This window comes from Cupriavidus sp. F041, from assembly GCF_057814235.1.
Window position 1 is genome coordinate 3,805,847 of record NZ_JBVASY010000002.1, and the last position, 17,881, is coordinate 3,823,727.

General features: G+C 62.1%; 22 protein-coding genes and 1 tRNA gene. 2 read left to right on the forward strand and 21 right to left on the reverse strand.

The genetic code is table 11. From position 1 onward, the window contains the following. Positions 1-415: 415 nt before the first annotated feature. The 6 genes from ACZY0R_RS34860 to petA all read right to left on the reverse strand — a co-directional run bounded on the left by ACZY0R_RS34860 (position 416) and on the right by petA (position 4,782). Positions 416-491 (reverse strand) — tRNA-Thr (locus ACZY0R_RS34860). Positions 492-552: 61 nt separating this feature from the next. Next, positions 553-1,050 carry a ClpXP protease specificity-enhancing factor gene (locus ACZY0R_RS34865; protein WP_488864936.1) on the reverse strand — a complete coding sequence of 166 codons (498 nt, stop codon included), beginning with the start codon at positions 1,048-1,050 and terminating at the stop codon, positions 553-555. Between the two features lie 58 nt (positions 1,051-1,108). Continuing rightward, entirely contained in the window at positions 1,109-1,720 is a 612-nt protein-coding gene (locus ACZY0R_RS34870) for a glutathione S-transferase N-terminal domain-containing protein (protein ID WP_035870642.1), read from the reverse strand. Positions 1,721-1,977: 257 nt separating this feature from the next. Next, positions 1,978-2,721, reverse strand: a complete 744-nt coding sequence (locus ACZY0R_RS34875; protein WP_035870644.1) for a cytochrome c1 — start codon at positions 2,719-2,721, stop codon at positions 1,978-1,980. Between the two features lie 37 nt (positions 2,722-2,758). Then, on the reverse strand, positions 2,759-4,162 hold the full coding sequence (locus ACZY0R_RS34880; RefSeq protein WP_035870645.1) for a cytochrome b: 1,404 nt from the start codon (positions 4,160-4,162) through the stop codon (positions 2,759-2,761). Positions 4,163-4,164: 2 nt separating this feature from the next. Continuing rightward, entirely contained in the window at positions 4,165-4,782 is a 618-nt protein-coding gene (gene petA / locus ACZY0R_RS34885) for a ubiquinol-cytochrome c reductase iron-sulfur subunit (RefSeq protein ID WP_488864939.1), read from the reverse strand. A gap of 211 nt (positions 4,783-4,993) precedes the next feature. Here petA and mscL point away from each other — a divergent pair, with 211 nt between their 5' ends. Then, positions 4,994-5,428 carry a large conductance mechanosensitive channel protein MscL gene (gene mscL / locus ACZY0R_RS34890; protein WP_488866352.1) on the forward strand — a complete coding sequence of 145 codons (435 nt, stop codon included), beginning with the start codon at positions 4,994-4,996 and terminating at the stop codon, positions 5,426-5,428. Between the two features lie 44 nt (positions 5,429-5,472). Here mscL and ACZY0R_RS34895 read toward each other — a convergent pair whose 3' ends face one another. Continuing rightward, positions 5,473-6,219 (reverse strand): Nif3-like dinuclear metal center hexameric protein, encoded by a 747-nt coding sequence (locus ACZY0R_RS34895; protein ID WP_488864941.1) that lies wholly within the window; start codon positions 6,217-6,219, stop codon positions 5,473-5,475. A gap of 19 nt (positions 6,220-6,238) precedes the next feature. Here ACZY0R_RS34895 and ACZY0R_RS34900 point away from each other — a divergent pair, with 19 nt between their 5' ends. Next, positions 6,239-7,432: a Do family serine endopeptidase gene (locus ACZY0R_RS34900; RefSeq protein ID WP_035870653.1), complete on the forward strand. Its 1,194-nt coding sequence runs from the start codon at positions 6,239-6,241 to the stop codon at positions 7,430-7,432. 491 nt (positions 7,433-7,923) lie between these two features. Here ACZY0R_RS34900 and ACZY0R_RS34905 read toward each other — a convergent pair whose 3' ends face one another. The 14 genes from ACZY0R_RS34905 to hisC all read right to left on the reverse strand — a co-directional run bounded on the left by ACZY0R_RS34905 (position 7,924) and on the right by hisC (position 17,804). Beyond that, the gene (locus ACZY0R_RS34905; protein ID WP_488864943.1) at positions 7,924-9,024 is read right to left on the reverse strand and encodes a porin; all 1,101 of its coding nucleotides are present in this window, start codon (positions 9,022-9,024) and stop codon (positions 7,924-7,926) included. 247 nt (positions 9,025-9,271) lie between these two features. Further along, positions 9,272-10,069, reverse strand: coding sequence for a twin-arginine translocase subunit TatC (tatC, locus tag ACZY0R_RS34910; RefSeq protein ID WP_045238809.1), 798 nt, complete (start codon positions 10,067-10,069; stop codon positions 9,272-9,274). 130 nt (positions 10,070-10,199) lie between these two features. Beyond that, positions 10,200-10,709, reverse strand: a complete 510-nt coding sequence (gene tatB, locus ACZY0R_RS34915; RefSeq protein WP_045238808.1) for a Sec-independent protein translocase protein TatB — start codon at positions 10,707-10,709, stop codon at positions 10,200-10,202. Positions 10,710-10,884: 175 nt separating this feature from the next. Next, positions 10,885-11,121, reverse strand: a complete 237-nt coding sequence (gene tatA, locus ACZY0R_RS34920) for a Sec-independent protein translocase subunit TatA (RefSeq protein ID WP_035870661.1) — start codon at positions 11,119-11,121, stop codon at positions 10,885-10,887. A gap of 149 nt (positions 11,122-11,270) precedes the next feature. Further along, the gene (locus ACZY0R_RS34925; protein WP_045238807.1) at positions 11,271-11,627 is read right to left on the reverse strand and encodes a histidine triad nucleotide-binding protein; all 357 of its coding nucleotides are present in this window, start codon (positions 11,625-11,627) and stop codon (positions 11,271-11,273) included. A gap of 138 nt (positions 11,628-11,765) precedes the next feature. Further along, on the reverse strand, positions 11,766-12,140 hold the full coding sequence (locus ACZY0R_RS34930; protein WP_045238806.1) for a DUF4870 family protein: 375 nt from the start codon (positions 12,138-12,140) through the stop codon (positions 11,766-11,768). Positions 12,141-12,233: 93 nt separating this feature from the next. Then, positions 12,234-12,614 carry a phosphoribosyl-ATP diphosphatase gene (locus ACZY0R_RS34935; RefSeq protein ID WP_488864947.1) on the reverse strand — a complete coding sequence of 127 codons (381 nt, stop codon included), beginning with the start codon at positions 12,612-12,614 and terminating at the stop codon, positions 12,234-12,236. Then, a complete protein-coding gene (hisI, locus tag ACZY0R_RS34940) occupies positions 12,611-13,018 on the reverse strand; it encodes a phosphoribosyl-AMP cyclohydrolase (RefSeq protein ID WP_035870669.1) in 408 nt (135 codons plus the stop codon). Before hisI ends, ACZY0R_RS34935 begins: the two co-directional genes overlap by 4 nt. A gap of 15 nt (positions 13,019-13,033) precedes the next feature. Then, entirely contained in the window at positions 13,034-13,804 is a 771-nt protein-coding gene (hisF, locus tag ACZY0R_RS34945; RefSeq protein WP_488864949.1) for an imidazole glycerol phosphate synthase subunit HisF, read from the reverse strand. A gap of 78 nt (positions 13,805-13,882) precedes the next feature. After that, positions 13,883-14,629, reverse strand: a complete 747-nt coding sequence (hisA, locus tag ACZY0R_RS34950) for a 1-(5-phosphoribosyl)-5-[(5-phosphoribosylamino)methylideneamino]imidazole-4-carboxamide isomerase (protein ID WP_035870672.1) — start codon at positions 14,627-14,629, stop codon at positions 13,883-13,885. Between the two features lie 89 nt (positions 14,630-14,718). Continuing rightward, a complete protein-coding gene (hisH, locus tag ACZY0R_RS34955; protein ID WP_045238804.1) occupies positions 14,719-15,372 on the reverse strand; it encodes an imidazole glycerol phosphate synthase subunit HisH in 654 nt (217 codons plus the stop codon). After that, on the reverse strand, positions 15,369-15,992 hold the full coding sequence (locus tag ACZY0R_RS34960; RefSeq protein ID WP_035870676.1) for a YchE family NAAT transporter: 624 nt from the start codon (positions 15,990-15,992) through the stop codon (positions 15,369-15,371). Before ACZY0R_RS34960 ends, hisH begins: the two co-directional genes overlap by 4 nt. Before the next feature lie 113 nt (positions 15,993-16,105). Next, the gene (gene hisB / locus ACZY0R_RS34965; RefSeq protein ID WP_006159655.1) at positions 16,106-16,699 is read right to left on the reverse strand and encodes an imidazoleglycerol-phosphate dehydratase HisB; all 594 of its coding nucleotides are present in this window, start codon (positions 16,697-16,699) and stop codon (positions 16,106-16,108) included. 4 nt (positions 16,700-16,703) lie between these two features. Continuing rightward, positions 16,704-17,804 carry a histidinol-phosphate transaminase gene (gene hisC / locus ACZY0R_RS34970; RefSeq protein ID WP_488864953.1) on the reverse strand — a complete coding sequence of 367 codons (1,101 nt, stop codon included), beginning with the start codon at positions 17,802-17,804 and terminating at the stop codon, positions 16,704-16,706. Positions 17,805-17,881: the final 77 nt, after the last annotated feature.

A 17,881-nucleotide genomic window follows, 5' to 3' on the forward strand; every position in this document is an offset into this window, starting at 1 on the left:
ACTCTTGCAGCCAGGGGCCAGCACAGCCCTCCTGACGCCGCCCAACAAAAAGAGCTATTTGGGGCACATTAAATACTTAGAGCCACGCAAGTGATGGTCGGGCGGGCAGTCCACGCCCCATACAGGGACTACTCAACATCGCAGGTGATTCGCAGGGCAGTAGCAGTGTCAAATCACCGTCCAAGCCATCCCCAAATCCCGACGAGAGCGTAGAAAGGACGCGTTGTGGCGTGTGCTCAGCATTTTGCGTCCGGGCCTAAATTTGGGCAAGCGACCGGCGATGGCCAAACGGTTGAATCCACGTCATTCAAGGCTCAAACGTATCCGTGTTCGGATTCCGGTTACATAGAAGTTACACAGCCCCATCAAAGCACAAGGGGTTACAACGCATATCGCTGTAACCCCTTGATTTAATTGGTGCCGGCTGCAGGACTCGAACCCGCCACCTGATGATTACAAATCAACTGCTCTACCTGATGAGCTAAGCCGGCATGTTTGGTGCAGACCGCGATTCTACTGCATGCGGCGCAAATTGACGATGGGTTCCTGCGCTTACTTCACCACCTTCAACGAGGGCTTCTTAGCACCGATGCGGGATACGGGCGGCGGCGTGGGTTCGTCGTCACCATCGTGGTCGTCGCCGGCGTCCACTGTGACCGGAGCCTCGCTTTCCACCGACGACAGCTTGGGCGGCGGGTTGTTCTCGCGCTCCGTGCCGGCCTGGGTTTCGGGGACGCTGCGTTCCACGGGGAAGGCCATGCCCTGCCCGTTCTCGCGGGCATAGATGGCGAGGACGTTTTCGACGGGCACCTCGATCTTGCGCGAGATGCCGCCGAAGCGGGCGCTGAAGCCGATCCACTCGTTGCCCATGTCCAGGCCGCTGGTGGCGTCGAAGCTGACGTTGAGCACGATTTCGTTGTTCTTGACGAACTCGCGCGGCACGCTGGTGTTGGCGTCGACGAAGACGGCGATGTACGGCGTGAAGCCGTTGTCCGTGCACCACTCGTAAATGGCGCGGATCAGGTAGGGCTTGGTGGAGGTTTCAGGCATTGTGCTTCCAGTGGCGCAGTCCGGTGGCCCGAAGCGCTTGGCTTCGGGCCGGGCCGGTTTAGCGGCGCATCACCTTTTCAGACGGGGTGAGCGCTTCGATGTAGGCCGGGCGGCTGAAAATGCGCTCGGCGTACTTGAGCAGCGGTGCGGCGTTCTTCGACAGTTCGATGCCGTAATGATCCAGGCGCCACAGCAGCGGAGCGATGGCGACGTCGAGCATCGAGAACTCTTCGCCGAGCATGTACTTGTTCTTGACGAAGATCGGCGCGAGCTGGGTCAGGCGGTCGCGGATGGCGGCGCGGGCGCGCTCGTGGTTCTTCTCGGCGGCCTTGCCCTTTTCGTTTTCGAGCGCGTAGACGTGCGTGAAGAGTTCCTTTTCGAAGTTGAACAGGAACAGGCGCGCACGGGCACGCTGCACCGGATCAGCCGGCATCAGCTGCGGGTGCGGGAAACGCTCGTCGATGTACTCGTTGATGATGTTCGACTCGTACAGAATCAGGTCGCGCTCGACCAGGATGGGCACCTGGCCGTAGGGATTCATCACCGAGATGTCTTCCGGCTTGTTGAACAGATCGACGTCACGGATCTCGAAATCCATGCCCTTTTCGAACAGGACGAGGCGGCAACGTTGGGAGAACGGGCAGGTGGTGCCCGAATACAACACCATCATGGTTGGATTCCTTTGATGCGGGGTCGATTGGCTGGATCGGTATTCTGGCAGAACCGATATGTAGAAAGCAAATTAGAGATGCTTGAGGCACATACAAACATGGGTCCGACAGGTTTAAGCGTTCTTAGCAGCACATTACGCCCATCAAACCCGGCTCAGCATCCAAAGCAAAAGGGCTGGCGCGGTGTTGCTTGGCGCAACATCCGCTCCAGCCCTTTTCCCTTCGAACCGTCAGGCTTTCCGGGCTTTACCGCGAATTACTTGATGTCCTTCCAGTACGAGGCATTCAGGCGCCAGGCGAAGACGGTGAACACACCCAGGAACATCAGCACCCAGACGCCCAGGCGCTTGCGCTGGTTCTGGGCCGGCTCGGCCATCCAGTCCAGGAACCCGACCAGGTCGGTCACGGCCTGGTCGTACTCGAGCGTGCTCATCTTGCCCGGCGTGACCTGCTCGAAACCGGCGAACTTGTGGACCTTCTCGCCATGCTCTTCGGCTTCGACGAACTTGGCGGTGCGCTGGCCTTGCAGTTCCCACAGCACGTGCGGCATGCCGACGCTCGGGAACACCAGGTTGTTCCAGCCCGTGGCGCGGTTGTCGTCACGGTAGAAGGTACGCAGGTAGGTGTACAGCCAGTCGTCGCCGCGGGCGCGGGCGATCACCGACAGGTCCGGCGGCTGGGCGCCGAAGAAGGCCTTGGCTTCCTTCGGCTGCATGGCGATGGTCATCATGTCGCCGACCTTGTCACCAGAGAACAGCAGGTTCTGGCGAATCTGGTCGTCGGTCAGGCCGATGTCCTTGAGGCGGTTGTACCGCATCATCGACGCGCCATGACAGTTCAGGCAGTAGTTGACGAACAGCTTGGCGCCGCGCTGCAGCGAGGAGAGATCGCTGGTCTGCACGGGCGCCGGCTCGAGGGGGTAGCCCCCTTCGCTGGCCATGGCGGGCGCGGCGGCAAAGCAGGCGCCAGCCAGCGCGAGAATCGAAAGCAGCTTTTTCATCTTGTGTCCTTGTGCTCTTGTCGGGTTTCGTCCGGGCTCAGTGCGGGTGGAACGTCACGCGTTCCGGCACTTGCTTGAACTGGCCGACGCGGCTCCACAGCGGCATGGTCAGGAAGAAGGCGAAATACAGCAGGGTACCCAGCTGCGACACCTTTTCACCCACCGGCGACGGGGGCTGTACGCCCAGGTAGCCGAGCACGACGAACACCACCACGAAGACGACGAGGATGCTCTTGTGGAAGGACGGGCGATAGCGGATCGACTTCACCGGCGAGTGGTCGAGCCACGGCAGGAAGAACAGGATCACCACCGAGCCGCCCATCACCAGCACGCCCCAGAACTTGGCGTCGATGAAGTAGAAGCCCACGGCCAGGATCACGGCGATGGCGAGCGCGCCAACCTTGATGCGGGCATCCTTGCTGCGCAGGAACACCATGCCGAGCAGCACCGCGAAGAACACCCACAGGATCGGCAGGAAGTTCGAGGTGGTGGCACGCAGCATCGAGTAGAACGGCGTGAAGTACCAGACCGGCGCGATGTGCGGCGGGGTCTTGAGCGGATCGGCCGGGAAGAAATTGTTCGACTCCAGGAAATAGCCGCCCACCTCCGGGAAGAAGAAAATCACCGCGGAGAAGATCATCAGGAAGCCGCCCACACCCATCAGGTCATGCACAGAGTAGTACGGGTGGAAGGGGATGCCGTCCAGCGGGATTCCGTTCTCGTCCTTCTTGGCCTTGATCTCGACGCCGTCCGGGTTGTTCGAGCCCACTTCGTGCAGCGCGATGATGTGCGCGACCACCAGGCCAAGCAGCACCAGCGGCACGGCGATGACGTGGAAGGAGAAGAAGCGGTTCAGCGTGGCGTCGCTCACGACGTAGTCGCCGCGGATGAACAGGGACAGGTCCTGGCCGATCACGGGGATGGCGGAGAACAGGTTCACGATCACCTGGGCGCCCCAGTACGACATCTGGCCCCAGGGCAGCAGGTAGCCCATGAAGGCTTCTGCCATCAGGCACAGGAAAATCAGGCAGCCGAAAACCCAGACCAGCTCACGCGGCTTGCGGTACGAACCGTACAGCAGGCCACGGAACATATGCAGGTACACCACCACGAAGAAGGCCGAGGCGCCGGTGGAGTGCATGTAGCGCACCAGCCAGCCCCAGGGCACTTCGCGCATGATGTATTCCACGCTGGCGTATGCCACGGGAATGCCGGCGGCGTTGAGCGTGCCGTCCGGCTTGTAGTTCATCACCAGAAAGATGCCGGTCACGATCTGGATCACCAGCACCAGCAGGGCCAGCGAGCCGAAGAAGTACCAGAAGTTGAAGTTCTTCGGTGCGTAGTACTTGGAAAGGTGATCTTCCCAGAGTTGGGTTGCGGGGAAGCGCGCGTCGATCCAGCCAAGCAAGCCGGTCGTCTTTACTTGTTTTTCGGCCGCCATGGTCAAGCGTCTCCTTTTTCATCCTTGCCGATCACGATCTTGGTGTCGGACAGGAACTGGTATGGGGGTACGTCGAGGTTTTGCGGGGCCGGCTTGTTCTTGAACACGCGGCCAGCCAGGTCGAAGGTCGAACCGTGGCAGGGGCAGAGGAATCCGGGGTCGGAGCCGAGTTGCGGGTTGGAACCGGCGCCGAAGGGACCTGAGGGGGAGCAACCAAGGTGGGAGCAGATGCCTACCACGACCAGCAGGTCCTTGTGGTCAGCGCGCGAACGGGTTTCGTTCTTGCAGTATTCCGGCGTCGACATGGTGAAGGGGACATCCGAGTTGGGGTCGGCCACCTCGGAATCTGTCTTCTTCAGCGACGAGAGCATTTCCTCGGTGCGCTTCAGGATCCAGACCGGTTTGCCGCGCCATTCAACGGTCATCATCTCGCCCGGCTTGAGCGCGCTGATGTCGGCTTCTACCGGTGCTCCGGCGGCCTTTGCCTTCTCTGACGGCGCAAACGTACTGACGAACGGAACAGCTACCGCCACGCCTCCGATGCCGCCAGCGACAGACGTCGCAATCAACCAATTGCGGCGACCCTTATCCACGTTCTTCACGTTTTGCTGGTCACTCATTCCAAACCCCAGGGGATGTCAAATTAGATTTTGCGTCAACCGTAAATTGTACCTTAGGCACATGTGGCATTGAAAGGCGGACAGTGCCTCACCCGCGTACGATAATCGGCCAAACATCGGCGATGTGGCTTGTACGCTTGCGTTACGGGCGGTGATACGGCAGGCTTTTATCCTGACGACCGTTCAACGAAAGCAACACTGGGAGAAAAGCATGGGGATGATGTCGGAATTCAAGACCTTCGCAATGCGTGGCAACGTGATCGACCTGGCCGTCGGTGTGATTATCGGCGCGTCTTTCGGCAAAATTGTCGAGTCGGTTGTGAATGACCTGATCATGCCGGTCGTTGGCCGGATTATCGGAAAACTGGATTTCTCCAATCTTTTCGTAGCGCTATCCGAGCCGCCAGCGGGCGTCCCGCATACACTCGACGCGCTGAAAAAAGCGGGCGTGCCGGTTTTTGCCTATGGCAACTTCCTGACCATCCTGGTCAATTTCGTGATCCTGGCCTTTATCATCTTCATGATGGTGCGGGCGATCAACAAGGTGCGTGCTGAAGAGCCCAAGCCCGAAGCGCCCGCCGCCACGCCGGAAGACGTGGTGCTGCTACGCGAGATCCGCGACAGCCTGAAGGCGCGCCAGGCTTAAGCCAACGCGCCGCGGCCCGCCCGGCCCATGGCCGGGGCCGCGTTTCAGACCGGGTTGGGAATATCGATGAAGGTGTGGCGCAGTCCAAATTGCTGCGCCAGGTGCTCGCCCAGGGACTGGATGCCATAACGCTCCGTAGCGTGGTGCCCGGCCGCCAGGTAGGCAACCCCGCTCTCGCGTGCGAGGTGCGTGGTCTGCTCCGAAATCTCGCCGCTCAGGTAAGCGTCCACGCCCGCCGCCACGGCCGCGTCGAAATAGCCCTGCGCACCGCCTGTGCACCATCCCACCGTGCGAATCAGCTGCTCGGGATCGCCAATGGCCAGCGGCTCGCGCGCGAGCACGCCGCCTATGTGCGCGGCCAGCGCGGCGAGCGGCATGGGTTGTGGCAAGGTCCCGGTCCACCCGAGCTGGTCGTCGCCGAAGCGGCCGGTGGGCGTAAACCCGAGTTGCAGGCCGAGCTGGGCGTTATTGCCGAACTCGGGGTGGTTATCCAGCGGCAGGTGATAGGCGAGCAGGTTCACATCGGCGCCCAGCAGGCGTTTCAGGCGTGCGTGTTTTTGTCCGATAACACGGGCGTCTTCGTTTTTCCAGAAATAGCCGTGGTGGACCAGAATGGCATCGGCGCCAGCCTCGATGGCGGCTTCGACCAGGGCCAGGCTCGCGGTCACGCCTGTCACGATATGCTCGATTTCCGCCCGGCCTTGCACTTGCCATCCGTTCGGGCAATAGTCCTTGTATCGGGGGACTTGAAGCAGGTCGTTCAAGTACAATTCAAGATCTTTTATTTTCATTTTCTGCCCAAACTCCAATATGTTGCGCCGCTTTTGGCTGTTCTTTGCCCAGGCTGTCACCGTCGTGCTGGCAGTGTGGTTCGTCGTGGCCACACTCAAACCCGAATGGCTGCAGCGCGGCCGGGTCGCCGTGCAATCCGGTTCGCCCATTGTCGCGCTGAAGGAGGTCGTCCCCAGTGTGGCCGGCTCTTCGGTGCCGGGCTCGTACAGCGAGGCGGCCCAGCAGGCGATGCCGGCAGTGGTGAATATCTTTACCAGCAAGAACGGCAGCAAGCACACGCCTAATCCGCAGGCTGAAGACCCCTGGTTCCGTTTCTTCTTTGGCGACCGCCTGCCGGAACGCCAGGAGCCGGTGTCCAGCCTGGGCTCGGGCGTCATCGTCAGCGCGGAAGGTTATATTCTAACCAACCACCACGTGGTGGACGGCGCCGATGAGATCGAGGTGGCGCTGACCGACGGCCGCAAGGCCAACGCCAAGGTGGTCGGCTCGGACCCGGAAACCGACCTGGCCGTGCTGAAGATCACGCTCAAGGACCTGCCAGCGATCACGCTGGGGCGCATTGAAAACGTCAAGGTAGGCGATGTGGTGCTGGCCATCGGCAATCCCTTTGGCGTCGGCCAGACCGTCACCATGGGCATCGTGTCGGCGCTGGGCCGCAGCCACCTGGGCATCAATACCTTCGAAAACTTCATCCAGACCGACGCGGCGATCAACCCCGGCAATTCGGGCGGCGCACTGGTCGATGCCCAGGGCAACCTGCTGGGCGTCAACACGGCCATCTATTCCCGCTCGGGCGGCTCGCTGGGCATTGGCTTCGCCATTCCCGTTTCCACCGCCAAGCAGGTGATGGAATCGATCATCTCGACCGGTTCGGTGACGCGCGGCTGGATTGGCGTGGAGCCGCAGGACATGACACCCGAGATCGCCGAGTCGTTCGGCCTCGACGCCAAGGAAGGCGCGCTGATCGCGGCCGTGGTCCAGGGCGGCCCGGCCGACAAGGCGGGCGTGAAGCCGGGCGATGTGCTGGTCTCGGTGGATGGGCAAGGCATTAGCGACACCACCGCCCTGCTCAACGCCATCGCCCAGCTCAAACCTGGCGCGGAGGTGAAGATGAGGGTTGTGCGTCGTGGCAAGCCGACCGAACTGACGGTGATGATCGGCAAGCGGCCGCCACCGCCGCGCCGCGCGCTACCGTTGGATGAGGAAGAGTAAGCCAGCCAGAATCCCCGGACAGCACACTGTTTCACCAGACCCCGCCCTTTGTGGCGGGGTTTTTGTTGCTGGGGCGGACGCGTCAAACATGTGATAGTTTGGACCCTGGCAAGCGTACCCAGTACTGCGTCAGGCGACCCAGCAAGACGGCCTTGACCGTGCGACTGATGACAAGAGGCAATCGACGGATGACTCCGATGACTACATCGGGCGATGTTCGGCGGCGCGCGAGGACTGCGCAAGGCCGCGCCGCCGATCGCCAGCCGGCAATCCGCAAGCAGCAATGCAATGCGACGAGACCAACGATGGACGCGGCAAAACACCACCGAGACGATACCGGACCACGACTTGGCAGCACGATGTCGCGGGCTGCCCCCATTGCCACTGCGCCCTGACCAGCGACCACACAAAATAACAAAACGCCGGCATCCTTGCGGATGCCAGCGTTTTGTTTTCAAGTCAATCTAGTGCGAGCTTACGCCCGCGCTAAATTAGAACTTGTGGCGAACACCAACCACGCCGCCGAACTGGTTGCCACCAGTTTGGACGAACGAACCGGTTGCGGATTGCTGGTCGTTGAAACCATTCACGCCCAGTGCCGAATTGGTGCCCTTGTTCAGGATGTACGTAGCCGAGGCGTACACGTCGGTACGCTTCGACAGCGCGTAGTCGGCGGTCGTCACGAACTGCCACGGGTTAGCCGAAGCGTTACGCAGGTTCTGGTAGTAAGCGGCGCCCGACAGCGACAGAGCCGGGGTCAGCTGATAGCCCACACCAGCCCAGCCCAAGTTCGACGCGGTGTTCTGCGCACCGGAAGCACCCGGCAGCGACGCGTTGTTGTAAGCGTGAGCGTAGCGGTAGCCAGCGTAGATCTTGGCCGGGCCGAACGCGTAGGTACCAGCGATGGTGGCGCGACGGATCAGCTGCGAGCTGGCCGTGCCGACGCCGGTGTTGTTCGACTGGTCATAGGCTGCACCAACCGAGAACGGACCAGCAGCGTAGCTTGCCAGGAAGCCGTATTCGCGGCCATTGGTGAAGTTACCGGCGGTTTCGTTGCCGTTGTTGGTGAAGCTGTAGAAGGCCGAAGTGGTCAGGCCACCGAAAGTACCGGTGTACTTGACAGCATTGTCAGCACGCGTAGCGTATTCCGGAGCCTGTGCGGTGATGCCGTAACGGGTCGAAATGGCCATCGGATCGTAGACCAGGCCGAAATCATAGAACGTGGTCTGCTGGCGGCCCAGGGTCAGCTGGCCGTACTGGCTCTGCAGGCCGACGTAGGCGGCACGACCGAACAGGCGGCTGCCTTGAGCCGACTTACCGTCATCAATGCTGAAGCCGCTTTCCAGGACGAAGATGCCCTTCAGGCCGCCGCCCAGATCTTCCACGCCACGCAGGCCCCAACGCGAACCGGATTGGTTGCCCGATTGCATGGCCCACAGGTTGTTGCTGTTGTTGTGAGCTGCGTTCGTAGCGTTCTTGTTGGTGTATTCAATACCAGCATCAACCACGCCGTACAGGGTCACGCTCGATTGGGCATACGCACCACCAGCGGCCAGGGCAGCTACAGCGGCTGCAAACAGTTTCATCTTCATATCGACACTTTCCTTGTCAACTGATTGGGAAATCTTGGCTTGCCCAAGTGCTTGGGCGACGCATTTACCTTCACGTCTGTTGCGTATTATGGGTCAGCCCCCCCGGCCGCCAGAAGGCTTTTTCGTCGTAAACCATGGATACGGACGGATTTTGTTGTGATGTCGCAACAGCACGAGGGGTTACTTTCCCCATTTTGGTGCAAAAGTCACGTCGCCGAGCTTTCCCTTAAGCTAGTGGTCGCTACAGTTAGTCCGGCTGCGCTTCGCTGGCCGGAGCGTCCGCCGCAACCGGCCGCGCGGTGAATCGGGCCATGATCAGCCCCAGTTCATATAGCGCGACCAGCGGTACCGCCAGCAGCAGTTGGGACAACACATCCGGCGGCGTCACCACGGCGGCAATCACGAAAGCGCCCACGATCACGTAGGGGCGGATCTGCTTGAGCTTTTCCAGTTCGACCACACCAAAGCGCACCAGCACGATCACCACCACCGGCACCTCGAAGGTGATGCCGAAGGCCAGGAACATGGTCATGGCGAAGCTGAGGTATTTATCGATGTCGGTCGACATCTCCGCCCCCAGCGGCGCGTTGTAGTGCGCCATAAAATGGAACACAGTGGGGAACACCAGGAAATAGGCAAACGCCACGCCGCAGATAAACAGAATATAGCTGCTGCTTACCAGCGGAACGATCAATCGCTTCTCATGCTGGTACAAGCCGGGCGCAACGAACTGCCAGACCTGGTAGAGCACCCAGGGCAGCGCGATCAGGAAAGCCACCAGCAACGTGACCTTCATGGGCACGAAGAACGAGCCGGTGACATCGGTGACGATCATCCGGCCGCCCTTGGGCAGCGATTCCATCAAGGGCCGGGCAAACAGGTTGAAGATGTTCGGTGCCCAGTAGATCAGGCCGAGGAACACCAGGATCACGCCTGACGCCGCCTTGACGATACGCGAGCGCAACTCCACCAGGTGAGAGATGAAGGTTTCCTGCTGCGCTTCGTCTTGCGGGTCTTGGGGATCTTGGGAACGGGAGTCGCTCATGGCGTGGACCGCTCAGCCGGGCTGGCTGGCATCGAGAAATCATTGGCGATACAACGGCACGGCGCGCAAGTCGGAACGCACGACAGCGACGGCCGGCCGGGTAGCGGCGTGTGGACAGGCTCCATCATGCTCACTCGAAGAATGAGCGGGCGGGACCTGTGGCGGGACGGTGGCGCTTGACACGCGCGGCGCCGGATTGCGCCCACACGCGTACATTGTGCTGGCGCTTGTACCACACGGGCCGCGCGCCTTGCTTGACGCGCCAGCTCTTGCGGCCGTTATGGACCTTGTGCGCCGTGTCCCAGGATGGCACGTAGCCGCTGCCCTGGCTGGCCCCGTCGTGCACGCCGGAATCCGTACCGGTCAGCGCATCGTTCAGGGACTGGGTGTGCTCGTGCACTTCCTTGTGGATGGTGCGCTCGACATCGCGCGCGGCGTCCTCGAATTCCGTGCGCATCTTGCGCAGTTCGTCGAGTTCGACCTCGCGGCTGACTTCCGCCTTCACATCATTGATATAGCGCTGCGCGCGGCCGACCAGTGCGCCGACCGTGCGCGCCACCTTCGGCAGCCGTTCGGGACCGATCACCACCAGCGCCACCGCGCCGATCAGTGCAAGCTTTGAAATGCCGAGATCGATCATGCGAGGTTCGGAAGGAAGAAGCCGCAGCCACGGCGAACGGCCGGGCCGCCGCAACGGCCGCCCGGGCCCGCGCATAAGCCATCACGCGGACGGGCGCGGCGCGGCGGGCATGGCCGGCTTGGCATTGCTGCCAGGAAGAAAGGCATCAGGCGTGTTGACAAGAGTTGACGCGCGCTCACTGCTGGCGCGACTTTTCCTTGGCTTCGACGTCGATGGTGGTGGCGTCGCGCAGTTCCTTGGAGGGCGCGGCCGGTGCGTCAACCGGATTACCGTTGGCGTCCTTCATGCCATCCTTGAAGCCTTTCACGGCACCGCCCAGGTCCTGGCCGATGTTGCGCAGCTTCTTGGTGCCAAAAACCAGCATGACGATCACCAGCACGATGAGCCAGTGCCAAATGCTAAACGAACCCATTTTCTGCTCCTGATGAAGCCGGGGGCGGCGCCATGCCACCCCGGCTCGTTGTTCCGTCACTGAAGGCCGTGCCGGGCGACGGTTGCCGGCACGGCATCTGACCGGAGGCCACGCGGCCTCCGGTCCTGCATGGGTTGGCTGCCAGGTCTTTACGGCAGCTGCACCTTCCACTGGTCACGCGGACCGCCAAGCACGTGCAGATGGAGGTGATACACCTCCTGCCCGCCATCCGGACCGGTATTGATGACCGTCCGGAAACCGTTGCCACAGCCTGCCGCGCGCGCCAACTCCGGCACCTTCAACATCATTTTAGCAAGCACCGCGCTTTCACCGGGTCCGCAATCGGCCAGCGAATCGACATGCGACTTGGGAATGAGCAGGAAGTGTACCGGGGCTTTCGGGTGGATATCGTGGAAAGCCAGCATTTCGTCATCTTCGTAAACTTTGCGCGACGGAAGCTGACCGGCCACGATCCGGCAGAAGAGGCAATTTTGCTGTGGATTCATGAAAATTTCATTGCGCGCAGCAACTCAGGCGCATTTTTGCCGCTATGTCAGTGCTGGCGGGTGGCCTTGCCGGCCATCCGCCTGCCTTTCAGGCATGTCCGGACCGCCTTGGCCGGACCGCCACCGGTCCGCTGGCTATCAAAAACGCTGATCCGGGTACATCGGCTTACTGTCGTTCAGGTAGAGCCAGCCCTTGACGATACGATACAACATCCATAAGGACAATACGCCCCACACGGCAAAAGCCAGCGGTATCAGGAACACTGTGACAAACAGCATGCCGCCGAGGATCGCCCATGCCACCGACCACCAGAAGGACCGGATCTGCCAGGCAAAGTGCGAGGCGTAGAGCGTGCCCTGGGTGTCGTCGCGCTTGACGTAGCCAATCACGATGGCAATCAGCGCGGTAATGCCGCCGGTCAGCCAGAAAATGGCGTACAACGCATAAAGAATGTGCGTCAGCTTGCGAAGGCTGGCGAGCCGGTCGTAGTCCGTGGTGATCACCTCTCCCATCTCGTGCTTGCTCCTGGTGGCTGCTGGTTGCCGTCCGATACCTGCCCGTCCAGTCCAGATGCGCCTCGCCGGCCAGGCCGGCTAGTGCGGGATTCAGCTGCCGTCGGCCTTGCGCTGGGCTTTTTCTTCCAGGCCGGACAAACCTTCGCGGCGGGCCAGTTCGTTGACCACGTCGGCCGGCTGCATGCCGAAGCGGGACAGAAGCACCATGCTATGGAACCAGAGATCGGCCACCTCGTACACCACCTTGGAGACCGACTCCTGGCTCAGCCCCGCCGCGCGGGCATCCTTAGCGGCCATCACAGTTTCGGTGGCTTCCTCGCCGATCTTCTTCAGAATGGCGTCGTCGCCCTTGTGGAACAGGCGTGCCACATAGGATTTATCCGGATCGCCGCCGTTCTCGGGCTTGCGCGATTCCAGCACGCTGGCCAGGCGCGCCAGCATATCCGCGCTGCTCAACTGTGCGTCGCTCATGGCTTGGCTGCGTAAATGGTGGACGGATCCTTGAGCACGGGCTCAACGGTCTGCCAGTCCCCGTTGTCGGCGTCGCCATCGAACTTCTGGAAGAAGCAGGAGTGGCGCCCGGTATGGCAGGCGATGCCGTCGTTCTGCGTGACCTTGAGCAAGACCACGTCTTCGTCGCAATCGAGGCGGATTTCATGCACCTTTTGCACGTGGCCGGATTCCTCGCCCTTGTGCCACAAGCGCTTGCGCGAGCGAGACCAGAACACGGCCTCGCCGATCTCCACGGTGCGCTGCAGCGCCTCGCGGTTCATGAACGCGAACATCAGCACGTCGTTCGAGCCGACTTCCTGGACAATCACCGGCACCAGGCCGTTGTCGTCCCACTTAACCTTGTTGAGCCACTTCTTTGCCATATCGGTTCGCCGTGTTCAGATCCGCACCGGAATGCCCTCGCGGGCCATGAATGCTTTTGCTTCGCCAACGGTGTGCTGGCCGTAGTGGAAGATGCTGGCGGCCAGCACCGCATCGGCGTGCCCCAGCTTGATGCCGTCGGCCAGGTCCTGCAATCCGCCCACGCCGCCCGAGGCGATCACCGGGATGGACACCGCATCGCTGACGGCGCGGGTGAGTTCGAGATCGAAGCCGCTCTTGGTGCCGTCGCGGTCCATGCTGGTGAGCAGCAGTTCGCCCGCGCCGCGGGTGGCCATCTCGCACGCCCATGCCACGGCGTCCAGCCCGGTGGCCTTGCGCCCGCCATGGGTGAAGACCTCCCAGCGTGCCGGCTCGCCTGGCGCGGAACTGCGTTTGGCGTCGATCGCGACGACGATGCACTGCGAGCCGTAGCGCGCCGTGGCGTCCGACACCAGTTGCGGGTTGGCGATGGCCGAGGAATTGACGCTGATCTTGTCCGCGCCGGCATTGAGCAGGCGCCGCACGTCTTCCACGGCGCGCACGCCGCCGCCCACCGTCAGCGGGATAAAGACCTGGGAGGCGACCGCCTCGATGATGTGCAGGATCAGGTCGCGCCCGTCGCTGGTCGCGGTGATGTCGAGAAAAGTGATTTCATCGGCGCCCTGCTCGTCATAGCGGCGGGCGATCTCGACCGGGTCGCCAGCGTCACGCAATTCGACGAAGTTGACACCCTTGACCACCCGCCCGTTGGTCACGTCGAGGCAGGGGATGATACGTTTGGCTAGCATGAGATTCCTTGCCCGCCACGGCGCCTGCCCTTGCGGGGGCGCCGGTGGCTGCAATTGTCGCGCGCAAGGCGCGTTGTCTTACTGCTCGGCGCCGAGCTTGTCGGCAAGCGCCTGGGCTTCGGCGAAATTGAGATCGCCCGAATAGATCGCGCGGCCGCAGATGACGCCTTCGACGCCGTCCTTTTGCACGCTGCACAGGCGTTCGATATCGGTGAGGTTGTGCAGCCCGCCGCTGGCGATCACCGGGATCGTTGCCGACTGCGCCAGTTTGACGGTGGCATCGATGTTGATGCCCTGCAGCATGCCGTCGCGGCCGATGTCGGTGTAGATGATGGCTTCCACGCCGTAGTCCTCGTACTTGCGCGCGAGGTCGGCAACCTCGTGGCCGGTCAGCTTGCTCCAGCCATCCGTGGCGACCTTGCCTTCACGGGCATCGAGGCCGACGATGATGTGGCCGCCGAACGCCGTGCAGGCGTCCTTGAGGAACCCGGGGTTCTTGACCGCCGCCGTGCCGATGATGACGTACGACAGGCCGCCGTCGAGCCAGCGCTCGATGGTGTTCAGGTCGCGGATGCCGCCGCCGAGCTGGATCGGGATCTCATCGCCCACCTCGGCGATGATGGCCTTGATGGCAGCTTCATTGCGGGGCTTGCCCACGAACGCACCATTGAGGTCGACCAGGTGCAGGCGCCGTGCGCCCTGCTCCACCCAGTGACGTGCCATGGCGGCGGGATCTTCGGAAAAGACGGTGGCCTGGTCCATGTCGCCTTGTTTAAGGCGTACACATTGACCGTCCTTCAGGTCGATGGCCGGAATGAGCAACATAAGTGTGACGAGCGTGTTTGAGTGAAAGAGAAAGTTGAACTAGCCAGCGTAGCCGGTCAGCCCTGTCCCCAAAAAGCCACTATCGACATTCAGGGATTCCAGTGCACGAAGTTCCGGTACAGCTGCAAGCCCATGGCGGCGCTCTTTTCCGGGTGGAACTGCGTGGCAAAAATATTATCGCGCGCTACCGCGCTCGTAAATAAGGCACCATATTCCGTTTCGCCGGCAATATGCGCCGGATCCTGCGCATGCACGTAGTAGCTGTGCACGAAATAGAACCAGCTTTCATCGGGGATGCCAGCCCACAGCGGATGGGGGCGCGTTTGCTTCACGCGGTTCCAGCCCATCTGCGGCACCTTGTAGCGCGAACCGTCCGGCTGGGTCATGCCTTCCAGTTCGAAGCGGATCACCTCGCCGGGCAAGAGGCCCAGGCAGGGCGTGCGGCCACCGTCCGTTCTACTTTCCTTGCTGAAGTCGAACAGCATCTGTTCGCCAACGCACACTCCCAGCATCGGCTTGCTGGCGGCGGCCTCGATCACGGCCTGTTGCAGGCCCGAGGCGCCCAGTGCGCTCATGCAGTCGGGCATCGCACCCTGGCCGGGCAGCACCACGCGGTCCGCCGCGCGGATCGCCTCCGGCTGGTCCACCACCTGCACGTCCGCTTCCGGCGCCGCGGCACGCAAGGCCTGCGCTACCGAGCGCAGGTTGCCCATGCCGTAATCCACAATTGCTATGGTAGTCATGATTTCAAAACAGGCAACAATGTCTTCAGCCCGTCCACAATGAATTCTACGGCCAGCGCCGACAGGATCAGCCCCATCAGGCGCGTGCCGATATTGATGCCGGTGCGCCCGATCACACGCGCGATCGGGTCCGCGGCGCGGAACACTATATATACCACTGCGCCAAGCGCGATCCCGATCCCGACCAGAATCAGCAACTGGTACCAGTGCTGGGTCTTGCCGGCATAGACGATCACCGTGCTGATCGAACCGGGCCCGGTCAGCAAGGGCAGCGCCAGCGGCACTACCGCGATACTGGCCTTGGCTTCCGCCTCGTCCTCTTCCTCGGGCGTCGCCTTGGTGCGGCCGGTCTGGGCGTTCAGCATGTTCATCGCCATCATGATCATGATGAGGCCCCCGCCCACCTGCAGCGAGGCCACCGAGATATTGAAGAACTCGATGATCTGCTGGCCCAGCAAGGCGGAGATGCCTACCACCGTCGCCACCGAGATCGACGCGATCTTGATGGTATGCCGCTTTTCTTCTTCAGTCTGCTGGGTGGTCAGGCTGATGAAGAACGGAATCGCCCCGATCGGGTTGATCAGCGCCAGCAGCGAAATGAACGACTTAAGCGTATCCATCGGGTTGGGCGAATGTCGCGCTAATGTCGCGTAAGTACCGCGTTGATCGAAAGTTTTCGCCGGCGCAGCAGAACGTACGCACCGGCACGCGAGAGGTAGCGCGTCGGCGAGGTTCAGCCGACGAGGGTGCCCTTGGTCGACGGAATCGTGTTGCCCGCGCGGGGGTCCATTTCCACCGCCATGCGCAACGCCCGGCCGAAGGCCTTGAACACGGTTTCGCACTGGTGGTGGGCATTGATGCCGCGCAGGTTGTCGATATGCAGCGTCACCGCGGCATGATTGACGAAGCCGCGGAAGAACTCGATGGTGAGGTCGACGTCGAAGCTGCCCACCCGAGCGCGGGTGAACGGTACGTGGAATTCCAGGCCGGGACGGCCGGAGAAGTCGATCACCACGCGCGACAGGCATTCGTCCAGCGGCACATAGCTATGGCCGTAGCGGGTGATGCCTTTCTTGTCGCCGATGGCCTTGGCGACCGCCTGGCCGAGCGCGATGCCGACGTCTTCCACCGTGTGGTGGTCATCGATATGGGTATCGCCGCTGGCTTCGACTTCGAGGTCGAACATGCCATGGCGGGCAATCTGATCCAGCATGTGGTCGAGGAACGGCACGCCGGACGCCAGTTTCTGGCGGCCGGTGCCATCGAGATTCAACGAAACGCGGATCTGCGTTTCCGATGTATTGCGGGTGACCTCTGCAACACGCATGGTGTTAATCCTGCAACGCCGCCTGGAAGGCAGCGAGAAATTGCGCGTTCTCTTCGGGAGTGCTGACCGTGACGCGCAGACAGTTGGCCAGCAATGGGTGCATTTTACCCACGTTCTTGATCAATACCTTGCGCGCAAGCACGCCCTCGAACACACGAGCGGAATCCGCCACGCGCACCAGCAGGAAATTGGCCGCGCTGGGAAACACCGTCACGCCCGGCAACGCTGCCAGGGCATCGGCCACGGTGGCGCGCTCGGCACGCAGTTGCGCGGCCTGCTGGTCGAGCACATCGACATGCTCGAGCACGAACAGCGCCGTGGCCTCGGTCAGCACATTGACGTTGTACGGCGGGCGCACCTTGTCGATCTGCGACAGCCACTCCGGCGCGCCGGCCAGGTAGCCCAGCCGGATGCCGGCCAGGCCCAGCTTGGAAACGGTGCGCATCACCAACAGGTTGCCGAACTCGGCCAGGCGCGGCATCCAGGTGTCCTGGGCAAACGGCTGGTAGGCTTCGTCAACCACCACCAGGCTCTGGCAGACCTCGCCCTGAGCGGCGCGCACGATGGCTTCCATATCGGCCGCGTCGAACAGGTTGCCGGTGGGATTGTTCGGGTAGGCCAGGTAGACGATGGCGGGCTGGTGCTCGGCCATTGCCGCCAACATGGCGGCGCGGTCCAGCGTGAAGTCCGCGTTGAGCGGCACGCCGACGAATTCGATCCCGGCGAACTGGGCCGACATGGCGTACATGACAAAGCCTGGCACCGGTGCCAGCACCTTGGCGCCCGGCTTGGCCACCGCCAGCGCCAGCATGCTGATGATCTCGTCCGAGCCGTTGCCTAGCAGCACATCCATGCTCGCCGGCACGTCCATCACCGTCTTCAGGCGCGCGCGCAGCGCTTCGCTGCTGGGCACCGGATAGCGGTTGAGCGCTACCTCGGCCAGCCGCGCGGCCAGTTTGTCGCGCAGTGCGTCGGGCAGGCGGTAGGGGTTCTCCATCGCGTCCAGCTTTACCAGACCGTGCGAATCCGGCACATGGTAGGCGCCCATGGCGCGTACGTCGTCACGGATGATGCGTTCGATCAGGGAAGGCTGCACTACGGACATGGAATTTACCTCTTGGGTCGACTTGGGTCGGTGGTTTCTGGCCGGCTCCCGGACAAACCCGGGCGCCGGCCGCTTTT

Excerpts from the sequence above, each read along its gene's own strand:
- ACZY0R_RS34865 (WP_488864936.1), bottom strand. The coding sequence starts at position 1,050 with ATGCCTGAAACCTCCACCAAGCCCTACCTGATCCGCGCCATTTACGAG.
- ACZY0R_RS34870 (WP_035870642.1), bottom strand. The coding sequence starts at position 1,720 with ATGATGGTGTTGTATTCGGGCACCACCTGCCCGTTCTCCCAACGTTGC.
- ACZY0R_RS34875 (WP_035870644.1), bottom strand. The coding sequence starts at position 2,721 with ATGAAAAAGCTGCTTTCGATTCTCGCGCTGGCTGGCGCCTGCTTTGCC.
- ACZY0R_RS34880 (WP_035870645.1), bottom strand. The coding sequence starts at position 4,162 with ATGGCGGCCGAAAAACAAGTAAAGACGACCGGCTTGCTTGGCTGGATC.
- petA (WP_488864939.1), bottom strand. The coding sequence starts at position 4,782 with ATGAGTGACCAGCAAAACGTGAAGAACGTGGATAAGGGTCGCCGCAAT.
- mscL (WP_488866352.1), top strand. The coding sequence starts at position 4,994 with ATGGGGATGATGTCGGAATTCAAGACCTTCGCAATGCGTGGCAACGTG.
- ACZY0R_RS34895 (WP_488864941.1), bottom strand. The coding sequence starts at position 6,219 with ATGAAAATAAAAGATCTTGAATTGTACTTGAACGACCTGCTTCAAGTC.
- ACZY0R_RS34900 (WP_035870653.1), top strand. The coding sequence starts at position 6,239 with ATGTTGCGCCGCTTTTGGCTGTTCTTTGCCCAGGCTGTCACCGTCGTG.
- ACZY0R_RS34905 (WP_488864943.1), bottom strand. The coding sequence starts at position 9,024 with ATGAAGATGAAACTGTTTGCAGCCGCTGTAGCTGCCCTGGCCGCTGGT.
- tatC (WP_045238809.1), bottom strand. The coding sequence starts at position 10,069 with ATGAGCGACTCCCGTTCCCAAGATCCCCAAGACCCGCAAGACGAAGCG.
- tatB (WP_045238808.1), bottom strand. The coding sequence starts at position 10,709 with ATGATCGATCTCGGCATTTCAAAGCTTGCACTGATCGGCGCGGTGGCG.
- tatA (WP_035870661.1), bottom strand. The coding sequence starts at position 11,121 with ATGGGTTCGTTTAGCATTTGGCACTGGCTCATCGTGCTGGTGATCGTC.
- ACZY0R_RS34925 (WP_045238807.1), bottom strand. The coding sequence starts at position 11,627 with ATGAATCCACAGCAAAATTGCCTCTTCTGCCGGATCGTGGCCGGTCAG.
- ACZY0R_RS34930 (WP_045238806.1), bottom strand. The coding sequence starts at position 12,140 with ATGGGAGAGGTGATCACCACGGACTACGACCGGCTCGCCAGCCTTCGC.
- ACZY0R_RS34935 (WP_488864947.1), bottom strand. The coding sequence starts at position 12,614 with ATGAGCGACGCACAGTTGAGCAGCGCGGATATGCTGGCGCGCCTGGCC.
- hisI (WP_035870669.1), bottom strand. The coding sequence starts at position 13,018 with ATGGCAAAGAAGTGGCTCAACAAGGTTAAGTGGGACGACAACGGCCTG.
- hisF (WP_488864949.1), bottom strand. The coding sequence starts at position 13,804 with ATGCTAGCCAAACGTATCATCCCCTGCCTCGACGTGACCAACGGGCGG.
- hisA (WP_035870672.1), bottom strand. The coding sequence starts at position 14,629 with ATGTTGCTCATTCCGGCCATCGACCTGAAGGACGGTCAATGTGTACGC.
- hisH (WP_045238804.1), bottom strand. The coding sequence starts at position 15,372 with ATGACTACCATAGCAATTGTGGATTACGGCATGGGCAACCTGCGCTCG.
- ACZY0R_RS34960 (WP_035870676.1), bottom strand. The coding sequence starts at position 15,992 with ATGGATACGCTTAAGTCGTTCATTTCGCTGCTGGCGCTGATCAACCCG.
- hisB (WP_006159655.1), bottom strand. The coding sequence starts at position 16,699 with ATGCGTGTTGCAGAGGTCACCCGCAATACATCGGAAACGCAGATCCGC.
- hisC (WP_488864953.1), bottom strand. The coding sequence starts at position 17,804 with ATGTCCGTAGTGCAGCCTTCCCTGATCGAACGCATCATCCGTGACGAC.